We start from the raw sequence: 12,036 nt of genomic DNA, 5'->3' as shown, positions 1-12,036 counted from the left end.
TACTTACCCTCCCCGCCCGTACGGACGCCGCCGCCGTCGACGACCCCGAGCCCGGACGACGGAGGCGGCACGACGAAGCTGATCGACCTCGTACGGGCCTGCGACCTCGCCGGGGTGGTCCGCGAACTGGGCGGGCTGACCCCGCGCGAACGTGTCCTGGCCCAGGCCGGCCTGCTCGGGTACCGCCGGTCGGTCGACGACTGGCGCGGGGCCGCCCCCTCGCGGAAGGTCGCCCTGTCCGCCGCCGAGCTGGGCTGTCAGGTCACCCCGGCCGCCGCGGCGGCCTGGCTCCTGCGGCACCGGTACTTCGCGCCKGGCACCTGGACGGTGGACGTGCTCCGCCTGTATCCCCCGTCCTGGCGCGCCGAGTTGGCCGCGCGGCTGGGCGCGCGGGCGACCGCCTCGGACACGGTGTACACGGTCACCGAGCACCTGGTCCACGACACCGGCTGCCCGGTGCCGGCCTCGCACGAGTTCGTCCTGGCCTGGCTCTTCAACCGCGCCAAGGGCCGGGCGCGGCCCGCGGGGATGCTCGGTGGTGTGCCGGGCGCCGACCTGCCGGCCCGGCTGCGCGCCGACGCGTTCACCCCGGTACTCCTCCCCCTGGCCGTGGCCCGGCCGGGCCGCCTGGTCCTCGGCCGGCCGGGGTGGCTGCTGGGGGCGCTGCTCACGCTCGCCGCCGAGGGGGCCGCCGACCGTGCCGAACTGGTCCGGAACCTGTTCACGGACATGGCCGGCGCCCCGCCCCGGGCGGCGCACGCGCTGCCCGTGCTGACGGCGCTGGCCCTCACCCCGGCCGAACACGCCGGGGTCGCCCCCGCACGCACCGCGCTGGTCGACCACCTCCTCGGACTCCTGCGCAAGGACGGTGAGGACGGCGAGGACGGTACGGACGGGGGCGCGGACCCCTCGGAGGTGCTGGCGTTCCTGCGCGCCCTGGCGCCCACGCCGGACGAGAACGCGCTCATGGTGCGACACCACCGGGCCCTGCTGAAGCGGCCGGAGCCGGTGGCCGCGTACGCCCGCGAAGCCCTGACCTGAGCCGCGAGGTTCCCGGCGACCTGAGCCACGAGGTCCCCGGCGCCGGACGCGGAGCGCCTGGCGCCGGGGCGCGAGGGTGCCGGGGTGCGAGGACACCGGGCCGCACAGGGTGCCGGGCCGCACAGGGTGGCCCCGCCCGGAGAAAGGCGGGGCCACCCCTCGGCACCGCCGGCCGCCAGGCACTCCTGGCCGCTCGGCGCCCCGGCACCTCAGCGCTCCCGGCCCCTCACCCCCAGGCCGACTACTGGGCCAGCGCGGGCGCGTACCCCATGGGCCGGGTGGTGAAGACCCCCCGGCCCTGCGTCCGGCTCCGCAACCGCGTCGCGTACCCGAACAGTTCGGCCAGCGGAACGGTCGCGGTCACCACCGCCGCACCCGCCCGCGCGGTGGAGCCGGTGACCCGTCCCCGCCGTGCGGCGAGGTCGCCGAGGACCGCGCCCACCGCCTCCTCGGGAGCGGTGACCGTCACCTCGACCACCGGTTCCAGCAGGGCCATCGCACTCGCGCGCAGGGCTTCCCGCAGAGCGTTCCGCCCGGCCGTGCGGAACGCCGTCTCCGAGGAGTCCTTCACATGGGTCGCCCCGTCCCGCAGGACGACCCGCAGCCCGGTCACGGGATGACCGCCGAGCGGCCCTTCGCCGAGCGCGTCCCGGCAGCCGGCCTCGACGGCCCGCACGTACTCCTGCGGCACCCGGCCGCCGACGACGGCCGAGCGGAACTCGAACCCCGTCGCGCTGCCACCGATCTGGTCGCCGACATCTCCATCCGTCACCTCCAGCGGTTCCACGTCGAGCACGACCTGGGCGAACTGCCCGGCCCCGCCGTCCTGTTTGACGTGCCGGTGGACGAGCCCGGCGACTCCGCGTACGACGGTCTCCCGGTACGCGACCCGCGGCCGCCCGACCCGCACGTCCAGGCCCTGCGCGCGGCGGATCTTCTCCACGGCCACCTCCAGGTGCAGTTCGCCCAGGCCCGACAGCACGGTCTGACCGGTCTCGCCGTCGGTGCGGACGACCAGCGACGGGTCCTCCTCGACGAGCCGGGCCAACGCCGTCACCAGCCGGTCCGTGTCCGCGTTCGCGCCGGCCTCGACCGCGACGGAGACGACGGGGTCGGCCGTGGCGGGCGGTTCCAGGACCAGTGGGGCCCCGGGCGCGCACAGGGTCGATCCCGCGCGGGCGGACTTCAGCCCGACCACGGCGACGATGTCCCCGGCCACCGCCAGCTCCACCTGGGCGTGCCGGTCGGCGCGGACCCGCAGGATCCGTCCGACGCGCTCGGTGCGTCCCGCGCCCGCGTCCCACACGGCCTCTCCCTTCCGGATCGTTCCCGAGTACACCCGCAGGTAGGTCAGCCGTCCGGTGGCGGTCGCGTTCACCTTGAACGCGAGGGCGGCGAAGGGCGCCGCAGGATCGGCGGCCCGCTCCTGCTGGGCACCGTCGAGCGTGCCGCGTACGGCGGGCACGTCCAGCGGCGAGGGCAGGTACGCCACCACGGCGTCGAGCAGCGGTTCGATCCCCCGGTTGCGGTAGGCGGAGCCGCACAGCACGACCACACCGTCACCGGTACGGGTCAGGTCGCGCAGCGCGCCGGCGAGCGTGTCCGCCGAGACGGTGGAGCGGGTGCAGAACTCCTCCAGCGCGCCGGGGTGCAGCTCCGCGACGGCCTCCTCCAGCACCCGTCGCCGCCGCTCGGCCTCGGCGCGCAGCGCCTCGGGCACGGGCCCTTCGACTGCCCCTCCGGTTCCGTCCCGCCCGTCGGCCCAGACCCACGCCCGCATGCGCAGCAGGTCCACGACCCCCTCGAAGCGGTCCTCCGACCCGATGGGCAGCTGCACGACCAGCGGCGCCGGGTGCAGCCGCTCCCGGATCGAGGCGACCGCCGAGTCGAGGTCGGCCCCGGCCCGGTCCAGCTTGTTGACGAAGGCGATCCGCGGCACGCCGAACCGGTCGGCCTGCCGCCACACGGACTCGCTCTGCGGTTCGACCCCCGCGACGGCGTCGAACACCGCGACGGCGCCGTCGAGCACGCGCAGCGACCGTACGACCTCGTCGGAGAAGTCGACGTGCCCCGGGGTGTCGATCAGGTTGATCCGGTGCCCGTCCCAGTCGCAGGTGACGGCGGCGGCGAAGATGGTGATCCCGCGGTCGCGCTCCTGCGGGTCGAAGTCGGTGACGGTCGTGCCGTCATGGACCTCGCCGCGCTTGTGGGTGGTCCCGGTGGCGTAGAGGATCCGCTCGGTGACGGTGGTCTTGCCCGCGTCGACGTGGGCGAGGATGCCGAGGTTGCGCACGGCGCGGTTGTCGTGGTGGTGCTGCTGGAGGTGGAGTTCGGTACGCACGGCCCAGGGCCTTTCAGAACTGATCGGAGCTGATCAGGGATCCGGAGGGGGTCGGCGCGATTCCCGTGTGGGGCGACAGACGACAGACGGCCTGTGGACCTGCGCAGAAAAGGGCGCAGGTCAGAGATTCGACACGGGCATCCGGTACGGGCCGCGCAGCACGCACCGGCGCCACGAAGACACGAGGATCACCTCGTACCGCGCCAGGGGAACGACAACAGCGATGCGGTACCGCACGGCCGGTCTCCCCTCAATGGTCCTGGACGCTTCACTTCACAACACCTCACGGCGCACGCCGTAGTGGTACGCGGCATGCGTCGTGTGGCGAGTGTAGGAGCGGCGGGGTGAGTGGGGCACTGCATTTTCCGCGTCTGCGGCGGTGCGCCGGAACGAGGAGAACACCGCCCTTCCGTGCCGCTGCGCGGGGCCGCTCCTGTGCCTTCTTGGCATCTGTCCCATGTAGGCGGCATGGACAAGTGCGTGACAAGCCGTCACCATTTGCAAGCAGTTCGGCATTTGACAGTTCGACTTGCGTTCGGCATGCCCTGGCGTGGAATGTCCGGGCAGTTCTCATCCGGGAGAAACATGCCAGAGGACGAGTACGGCTGGCTGCGGACCGCCGTGTCGGTCTTCGGTCGTCAGTGCCGCCAGAAACTGTCGGGCGGCGGCGGCCAGGAATCAAACATTCGCAGCCCGCTGGAGGTGCTCCTCCGGACCGTCGGCGAGCACCACCGACAGCCCGAAGTGACCTGGCACGACGAATTCCGCATACCCGATCTCGGTGTCCGTCCCGACTACGCCGTTCGCGCGAACGGCCGGCTCACCGGCTACATCGAGTTGAAGAAGCCCGGCTTGTCGGTGGACCCCGAGAGCTTCGGCAAGGCGAACCGCGAGCAATGGGAAAAGCTCCGGGACCTGCCCAACCTCCTTTATTCGAACGGGACCGAGTGGCGTCTCTTCCGGGACGGTGAGCAACTCGGCGATCCCGTTCTCTTCCAGGGCTCCCTGGCCGACGCCGGACACCGGCTCGCGCCCGTGGATCCCGCCGCTTTCGACGCCCTGCTGAAGCAGTTCCTGCTGTGGAAACCTCCACCCCTCACGCAGGTTTCGCGCCTTGTCCAGCACATCGCTCCCCTGTGCCGGCTGCTGCGTGGCTCGGTCATGGAGCAACTGGCGTTCGAGGCCAGATCCACCGCGTCCGACGACGACATGCGGGCCCGCCCTTTCACCGGCCTCAAGAACGACTGGCGGCGATTGCTGTTCCCCTCCGCCGACGACGCCACGTTCGCCGACGGCTACGCCCAGACCGTCACCTTCGCCCTGCTCCTGGCGCGTACCGAGGACATCGACCTGGCGCCCGGAGCATTCCACGAGATCGGCCGTCGTCTCGACGCCGATCACGCCCTGATGGGCAAAGCGCTCCAGTTGCTCACGGACAATGTCAACGAGCGCTTCACCGTCACCCTTGATCTGTTGATCAGCACCATCCAGAAGGTGGACTGGCCCGCCATCCGCTACGGCAACCGCGACGCCTACCTCCACCTGTACGAGCACTTCCTCACGGTCTACGACCCGGTCCTGCGCCAGCAGAGCGGCTCGTACTACACGCCCCATGAGATCGTCGAAGAAATGGTGCGTCTCACCGAGGACGTCCTGCGAACCCGTCTCGGCCAGGAGGCCGGTTTCGGAGCGGACGAGGTGCAGATCATCGATCCCGCCATGGGCACCGGCACCTTCCTGCACACCGTCATCGAAAGAGTCGCCGAACAAGTCGTCGCCCGGCACGGCCCCGCCATGGCGCGCGACGCCATATCGCGTCTGGCCTCCCGTCTGTTCGGCTTCGAACTGCAGATGGGTTCCTTCGCGGTCGCCGAGCTGCGCGCCTCCGACCTGCTCAAGCGCTACAAGGCCCGTCTGCCGCAAGAAGGCCTGAACCTGCTCGTGGTGGACGCCCTTGAGAACCCGTACGTGGAGGAGGAGTACCTGGCGTCCACCTACGGCGTTCTCTCCACCTTCCGCAAACGCGCCAACCGCATCAAGGCGAACGTCCCGGTCACCGCCGTCGTCACCAATCCTCCGTACGACGACAAGGCGGAGGGCCGCGGGGGCTGGGTGGAGAAGCGCGTACCCGGCCAGGACGATCCTCCGCTGGACGCGTTCCGGCACGAGGGCAACGGCCGCTACGAGCACGTCCTCAAGAACATGTACGTGTACTTCTGGCGGTGGGCCACCTGGAAGGTCTTCGACGCCCATCCGGAGGACCGGCACGGAGTGGTCTGTCTGATCACTCCGTCGGGATGGGCCACCGGTCCGGGCGGACGCGGCATGCGCGAATACCTGCGCCGCACCTGCGACGAGGGCTGGATCATCAATCTCTCACCCGAGGGACAGCGTGCGCCCGTCTCGACCCGGGTCTTCCCCGGAGTGGCCCAGCCACTGGCCATCCACATCTTCATGCGCAAGGCCGACACCGAACGCGGTCCGCAGCACCGGGCGCGTGTCCACTACCGGTCTGTGACGGGACGACGGGCGGACAAGTTCAGACAGATCGAGCAGATCAGCCTGGACGACGACGGTTGGCAGGACACGCATGAGGAGGGCGTGCTCCCCTTCACACCGGCGAGCCGCTCGGGGTGGCTGGACCATCCCGAGCTCATGGACCTCTTTCCCTGGGGCAGCCCCGGATCGAAGACGAACCGCTCCTGGGTCACCGCCCCCTCCGCCGGGATCCTCCGCCGCAGGTGGGCGCGGATGATCAGGGAGACCGACCTGGCAGAGAAAGCCAGACTGTTCAAGGAAACCAGAGACCGGAGCCTGACCGACCGGAGCGACTCCCTGCCCGGGCAGCCTGAGCACCCGCTTCCCCTCGCACAGGAGAAGATCACCACTCCGTCGCTCGTACGCATCGCTCTGCGCAGTTTGGATCGCCAGTACGTAATCGCCGACAACCGAGTCCTCGACCGCCCCCGCCCCGACCTATGGGCTTCCCTCCAGCCGGGCCAGATCTTCCTCAACCAGCAGTCGTCCCACGCGATCGACTCCGGTCCCGCTGTCGTCGCCACACATCTGCTGCCGGACACCCACCACTTCAACGGCCGCGGCGGCCGCATCATGCCCCTGCTCCATCCCGACGGATCCCCGAACACTCCACCGGGCCTGCTCCCCCATCTCGCCCGTGTGCTCGGCCTGGAGCGGGTCACGGTGGGGGATCTGGCCGCATACACGCTTGCCGTCACAGGACACGAGGCCTTCACCGAGCAGTTCACCGACGAGCTTCTGACCCCGGGTGTACGTCTCCCCCTCACCCGAGACCGCGAGCTCTGGCGGAGAGGTGTCGAGCTGGGCCGCGACGTCCTCTGGGCCTCGACCTACGGCAGACACGGTGCCGATCCTTCGGCCGGACGACCCGCCGACGACGTCCTCTTCCCACAAGGCGACCCCCGGCAGGTCCAGTACCTGACCCACGTGGGCCACGATGTTCCGGAGACGATGCGATACGACGCCGGGGCTCAGACTCTGTATATCGGCGAAGGCTCGTTCGCCCCGGTACCCGTGGCCGTATGGGCGTACGACGTCGGTGGGATGAACGTCCTCGGCAAGTGGTTCGGCTATCGCAAGGCTTCCCCCACGAGCAAGAGAACCAGCCCGCTGGACGACATCCACGTCGAGAGCTGGCCGTATGAGTGGACGGGCGAACTGATCGAGCTGCTTTCGGTGCTGAGGCGGTTGGCCGACCTGTCCTCCGCGCAGCGGGAGCTGCTGGCCGGTGTGCTGGCGGCGGATGCGGTGACTCGGGCGGAGCTGACCGAAGCCCGGATCCTGCCCGTTCCGGCCGGCGCCAGAAAGGCCAGGCACCACCCGCCGGACACACTGTTCGCGAGCGGTCCGGATGAGACGTGACAATGGCTACGACTACGGCCACGACCACGGCCGGACAGCCCAGGTCAGTCGGTGTGCTCCAGCTCCTCGATCGCTTCGTCGAACCGTACGCTGCCGTGCGCCAGCCGGCGCACGGCACGGGCCAGCCGGGGCGGGACGCCCTCGGCCGACTCCATCAGCCGTACCGTCGCCGCCAGACGCTCCTCGGCGGCTTCGAAAGCCGTGCGGTAGTGAACCGCTGCTCCGAGACCGGTCACCGACAGCAGTCCCCCGTCTCGGACGAGGAGCTTCAGAAAGATGAGATCCGGTGCTTCCGCCCGGATCTCTTCGGGGTCCAGTCCCCTTGCCAGGAGTTCCGCTTCAGCAGCCTCCCCGCCCGCAGGATCCCAAAGAGGACGCAGCAGCGCCTCGGCCAGCATGTGCTGCTGTGATCTGCTGAGAACGAAGTGCGGCAGTGGCATGGACCATGCCTAGCACACGACATGCCGGTGATGGTTCCGGAGCATTCGTCACCGCGTGGCGATCAGCCGTTCCGCATGCACGAGGGCGTGTCATGTCCTCCAGGTCGAGGCGGGAGTGGCTTAGCTCTGTGCTCTGCTGACCATGTCGACCAGGTTCGCGAGTGCCTCCGCAACAGCGTCCAGGCCGGGCCCGGACGGTCCGCCCGGTTCCTGCATGTAGACGTCCCGGCGGATCTCGATCATCAGGGCGTCGACCCGTCGGTCGGTGCCGTAATGCTTCAGCGGGACGTACGTACCGGCGAAGGGGCTGTCGACGGCCGTGCCGCCGAAGTCCGCGAAGGCCTTCTCGGCCTGGGCGAGCAGGGCGAGCGGGGTGTGGAAGGGGTCGCTGCCGAGGCAGATCGGCGGGCGGGGGCCGTCGCCGTGGAGTTCGTACGGGAGCCGCTCGCTCGGGTAGGAGTGCACGTCGATGATCACGGCCCGCCCGGCGGCCGCCAGTCGTCCGGTCACGGCGTCGGTCATGGCGGCGGCGTAGGGGTGGAAGTAGCGCTCGATGAGCTGTTGTTCAGGGTGGTCGTCCGCCCGGAGCGGCTGCCCGTGGGTGGTGCGGGTGTAGACCGCTCCCATGCCGACGGCCCGCATCTCCTCCCGCTCGTCCGGGAAGCGTTCGGGGTCCACGACCAGGCGCGACAGCTGGTTGACGAACTGCCAGGGACGCGCGGTGGCCTCGGACCGGGCGGCGTATCGCGTGGCCGCCTCCTCGGCGATCCGGGCGGTGTGCGCGTCGGTGATGTGGTCCAATTCCCCTTCCAGCGCCGTGTCGTCGAGCACGATCCCGTCTCGCACGTCCGCGGGAACGGTGCGCGAGGAGTGCGGCACGTGCAGGATCACGGGTGAGCCGGCCGCGCCCGGTACGAGCCGGTAGGGGGCCGGGGTGCCGTTCATCTACGCCTCGCCGGTGACGGTCACCGAGACGTTCAGGTCTCCCGCGTTGTCCGTCAGGCAGCTGTCGTCGCCGTCGTTGATGCGCAGTTCGAGGGTGCCGCCGGCCGCCGCCTCGAAGGTCCACTCCCTGCCGACGACCCTGCTCTCCTCGCCCTCCCCGCTCTCGGTGAAGCGCCCGAGGAGCGCGCCGAAGGGGGCCGAGCCGTCGACCTTGCAGCTCTCCGCCGCGAACGCCAGCGACCTGTCGGTCTCGGCGTCGTAGCCGTCGGGCCCGGTCAGCGGCATCTCGGGGTCGTCGACGGTCCACTGCCCCGACGTGTAGCGCACGGTGACCGTGTCACCAGCCCGGATGGGCGTCTCGGTGACCCGCTGCCAGCCCTCGCCCGCGTGGACCACCGAGTCGTTGACGGCGGGCGCCGAGGTCGGCTTCAGCGGGGTGGCGGACGGCCGGTCGGCGCCCGCCTGCTCGCTCTCCCGGTCCTCCCCCCGGTCCCCGGGAGCCACCGCGTCGGCCTCGGCGGTGCCGTCGAAGGGCGGGGCCCCGGCGACGAAGAGGCCGAGGCCGGTTCCCACCACGAGGAGGGCGAGCGCGGACGCCGCCCAGCCCACGATCCGCCTGTCACGCCGTCTCGCGTCCCGGCGCATCAGCTCGGAGGCGGTCCTGGCGTCGTACCGCGCGGTCGCCGACGCCGGGTCCGCCCACGGAACGTGCTGCCGGGTCAGGGTCCGGGTCTCCGTGTCCGCGAAGGGCACGGCGGCCGGCACCGCCACCCGGACGGTGGCCGACGGCAGGGACCGCGGATCCGCCGCGATCCCCTCGGCGGCGAGCCGTAGGGCGGTCGTCGCGTCGGGAATGGAGGGCCGCTCCTCGGGCGCCTTGCGCAGCAGCGCTTCGACGACCGGCAGCAACGACCCCAACTCCGCCTGCAGCCGCGGCTCTTCGTACGCGACCGCGTGCAGCGTGGCCGCGTACGCGGACCGGCGGAAGGGTGAGGAGCCGGTGGCCGCGGTGACGAGGGTCGCGGCCAGCGACCACAGGTCCGAAGCGGGCCCGACCGTACCGCCGTTGACGCGTTCGGGCGCCATGTACTCGACGGAGCCCGCGAATTCACCGGAGTTAGTGAGCATCTCGCCGTCGTCCAGGACGGCGATGCCGAAGTCCGTCAGGACCGCGCTGCCGTCGCGGCGCAGCAGGACGTTGGCCGGTTTGACGTCGCGGTGCAGGGCCCCGGCGGCGTGCACGGCGTCCAGCGCGCCGAGCAGCTGCACCCCGAGCGCGGCGACCCGCGTCGGCTCCAACGGCCCTTCCTGGGCGATGAGCTGGGCGAGCGAAGGGCCGTCGACGAGCTCCATGACGATCCAGAGCCGGTCCTCGTACTCGACCAGGTCGTGCACCCCGACCACGTGCGGATGCGGCACGCGGGCGACAACCCTGGCCTCGCGCACGGCCCGGCGCAGCCACACGCGGTGGTCCTCGTCGTCCTGGGCGAAGACGTGCAGTTCCTTGGCCGCGACATCCCGTGCGAGCAGCTGGTCGTGGGCCCGCCAGACCGTTCCCATGCCGCCGCGGCCGAGCTGCTCGCCCAACCGGTACCGACCGGCGATCAGACGTCCGGCACCCCGTGCCGTGTGTGCCGCCTGCTGATCATCACTGCCGGACATCACGCCCGCCTCACGCCCCTCCCGGCAGCGTCCTCACCACCGGCCCCATCCACCACTCGAACACCGGCGAGCATAGCGCCGGGAACCGACACCGGAACGATGGCCGAGCGTTTGTCCCCGGGCCCGCGCAACACCGCAAGGCGGCGGCGTCCGGGGGTTTGTGACGGTTACGCGTGCGACCTGAACAACCTCATAAGATGATCGCATTCGGCCGTCGTAGCCCTACGCCGTGGCCGTGCTCGGACAGAGGAACTCAGCGCATGACCGACGAGCCGTCGAAGCCGACCGACCGGCCGACTCCCGTACCGAACCTGGAGTACGCGCAGGAAAAGGCCACGACGGCCGATCCCGAGGTACGCCGTCAGCGGCGGCGCGCAGCGATCATCGCGGCGGCGACCCTCGCACTCCTCACCCTTGCCGTCGTCCTGGCAGCACGCGACGACGAAACCGTGTCGGCGGGGTCCCGGACCACGGCGTCGACGCCGCGCGGTGCGGCGGAGCAGGAGGAGGACGCACCGGCCGAGTCCTCGGCCGACGAGGACGAGGACGAGACGGATCCGTCCTCCGGCCCCCCGTACATAGCCGTCCCGGAGTTCAGCTCCGAAGCGGCCAGGGACGTGGCGTTCGTCGGTGACGTCGGCCAGTTCACCACCTGGCCCAGCGCCACGGAGTACGACGCCATGTCGTCCATGGGGGGCGCGTACGAGGTGGTGGACTTCCGCAAAGCCGTCATCAGGGACGCGGAGTCCGTCTGCGACGCGCTGGCCGGCGGCACCCACATGAACGACGTGCCGGACGTCGCCGAGGTGGCGCTCACGGACCCGATCGACCAGGCCGCGTTCATCGTGGAAGCGGTCACCTTCTACTGCTCGGACCAGATGGCGGCGGCGACCGGCGACGTGTACAGCGAACCGGTACCGACGGAACAGGACGAGGACTGCCCGACCGCTTCCGCCCTGAAGGTGACGGCCGCGATGGAGCCGGATCCCGACGACCGCACCTCGGCCACCTACTCGGCGAAGGTCCGCAACACCTCCTCGTACGACGTGCGTGTCCAGCTGCAACAGCGCTGGTTCGCGGACAGGGCGCCCGGGGAACAGTTCGACCCCGTATGGGAACCGGAGTGGGAGTCCTTCGGTGACATGACAGAGGACCTGTTCTTCACCGTCGAGGCGGGAAAGACCTTCACCTACGAGGGCGAGCAGGACGGCGTCTACTACTGGAGCGGCACGGAAGTCCGGGTCAAACCAGGGGAGTTCGTGTTCTTCGGATGCGGCTATCGCCCTGGTCCCGACCCCCTGGCGTGACGCCGCGGGTGCGTCGCCGCGGGTATGAGCCCATCGGCTCTTGCGCCGGTGTGCGGGACAGAATCCGGGACATCGCTCCCCTCGGTGTGGGACGCGGCGTACCGGAAGATGATGTTCCCGGCAGGGTGATCCCCTTCCGGGGACGCCCTGTCCGCACCTGACCGAAGGGACTGAAGACACATGCTGGTGGACCTCATCGAGACCCCCGAGCTGGCTCCGCAGACATACCTCGACGACGAGTCGCCGCTGGTGGCCGTCGACGCGCCGGAGGAGCGCGCCTGGCTCCCGTCGTACCAGGCGGTCCGCGCCGCCTGACCCGCGACGCACCCGGCCGGCACCGGACCCGCGAACGGGTTCGGTGCCGGCCCTTCCCGGGCCCGCCCCGGGTCCGCCCCGGGTC

7 protein-coding genes and 1 pseudogene are annotated in these 12,036 nt (G+C 70.9%); 4 read left to right on the top strand and 4 right to left on the bottom strand.

From position 1 onward, the window contains the following. Positions 1 to 1,041, top strand: a pseudogene (locus FGF04_RS10465) (hypothetical protein); the annotation flags it as partial. A 241-nt stretch (positions 1,042 to 1,282) separates the two neighbouring features. Here the strand turns inward: FGF04_RS10465 and fusA are convergent. Beyond that, a complete protein-coding gene (gene fusA / locus FGF04_RS10460) occupies positions 1,283 to 3,382 on the bottom strand; it encodes an elongation factor G (RefSeq protein WP_188114031.1) in 2,100 nt (699 codons plus the stop codon). Between the two features lie 555 nt (positions 3,383 to 3,937). Between fusA and FGF04_RS10455 the strand changes: the two genes are divergently transcribed. After that, entirely contained in the window at positions 3,938 to 7,282 is a 3,345-nt protein-coding gene (locus FGF04_RS10455; protein WP_235882274.1) for a type ISP restriction/modification enzyme, read from the top strand. Between the two features lie 44 nt (positions 7,283 to 7,326). Here the strand turns inward: FGF04_RS10455 and FGF04_RS10450 are convergent, their stop codons facing one another. The 3 genes from FGF04_RS10450 to FGF04_RS10440 all read right to left on the bottom strand — a co-directional run bounded on the left by FGF04_RS10450 (position 7,327) and on the right by FGF04_RS10440 (position 10,329). Further along, positions 7,327 to 7,722, bottom strand: a complete 396-nt coding sequence (locus tag FGF04_RS10450) for a hypothetical protein (RefSeq protein WP_149511007.1) — start codon at positions 7,720 to 7,722, stop codon at positions 7,327 to 7,329. Positions 7,723 to 7,842: 120 nt separating this feature from the next. Continuing rightward, positions 7,843 to 8,667 carry an N-formylglutamate amidohydrolase gene (locus FGF04_RS10445; RefSeq protein ID WP_149511006.1) on the bottom strand — a complete coding sequence of 275 codons (825 nt, stop codon included), beginning with the start codon at positions 8,665 to 8,667 and terminating at the stop codon, positions 7,843 to 7,845. After that, positions 8,668 to 10,329, bottom strand: a complete 1,662-nt coding sequence (locus FGF04_RS10440) for a serine/threonine-protein kinase (RefSeq protein WP_149511005.1) — start codon at positions 10,327 to 10,329, stop codon at positions 8,668 to 8,670. Positions 10,330 to 10,589: 260 nt separating this feature from the next. On the opposite strand from FGF04_RS10440, the gene FGF04_RS10435 reads away from it, so the two are divergent. Together FGF04_RS10435 and FGF04_RS41645 are read left to right on the top strand one after the other, a co-directional pair. Then, a complete protein-coding gene (locus tag FGF04_RS10435) occupies positions 10,590 to 11,636 on the top strand; it encodes a DUF732 domain-containing protein (protein WP_149511004.1) in 1,047 nt (348 codons plus the stop codon). Positions 11,637 to 11,816: 180 nt separating this feature from the next. Beyond that, positions 11,817 to 11,951, top strand: a complete 135-nt coding sequence (locus FGF04_RS41645) for a hypothetical protein (RefSeq protein WP_263973071.1) — start codon at positions 11,817 to 11,819, stop codon at positions 11,949 to 11,951. Positions 11,952 to 12,036: the final 85 nt, after the last annotated feature.

It is taken from the genome of Streptomyces apricus, from assembly GCF_008369065.1.
GTDB classification, from domain to species: domain Bacteria; phylum Actinomycetota; class Actinomycetes; order Streptomycetales; family Streptomycetaceae; genus Streptomyces; species Streptomyces apricus.
Note: the sequence above shows the minus strand (reverse complement) of the source record. Positions and strands in the feature narration are given on the sequence as shown.

Bases quoted from the DNA above. Each gene is read 5' to 3' on its own strand.
- FGF04_RS10445 (WP_149511006.1), bottom strand. From the start codon at position 8,667: ATGAACGGCACCCCGGCCCCCTACCGGCTCGTACCGGGCGCGGCCGGC.
- FGF04_RS10450 (WP_149511007.1), bottom strand. From the start codon at position 7,722: ATGCCACTGCCGCACTTCGTTCTCAGCAGATCACAGCAGCACATGCTG.
- FGF04_RS10435 (WP_149511004.1), top strand. From the start codon at position 10,590: ATGACCGACGAGCCGTCGAAGCCGACCGACCGGCCGACTCCCGTACCG.
- FGF04_RS10440 (WP_149511005.1), bottom strand. From the start codon at position 10,329: ATGTCCGGCAGTGATGATCAGCAGGCGGCACACACGGCACGGGGTGCC.
- FGF04_RS10455 (WP_235882274.1), top strand. From the start codon at position 3,938: ATGTCCGGGCAGTTCTCATCCGGGAGAAACATGCCAGAGGACGAGTAC.
- FGF04_RS41645 (WP_263973071.1), top strand. From the start codon at position 11,817: ATGCTGGTGGACCTCATCGAGACCCCCGAGCTGGCTCCGCAGACATAC.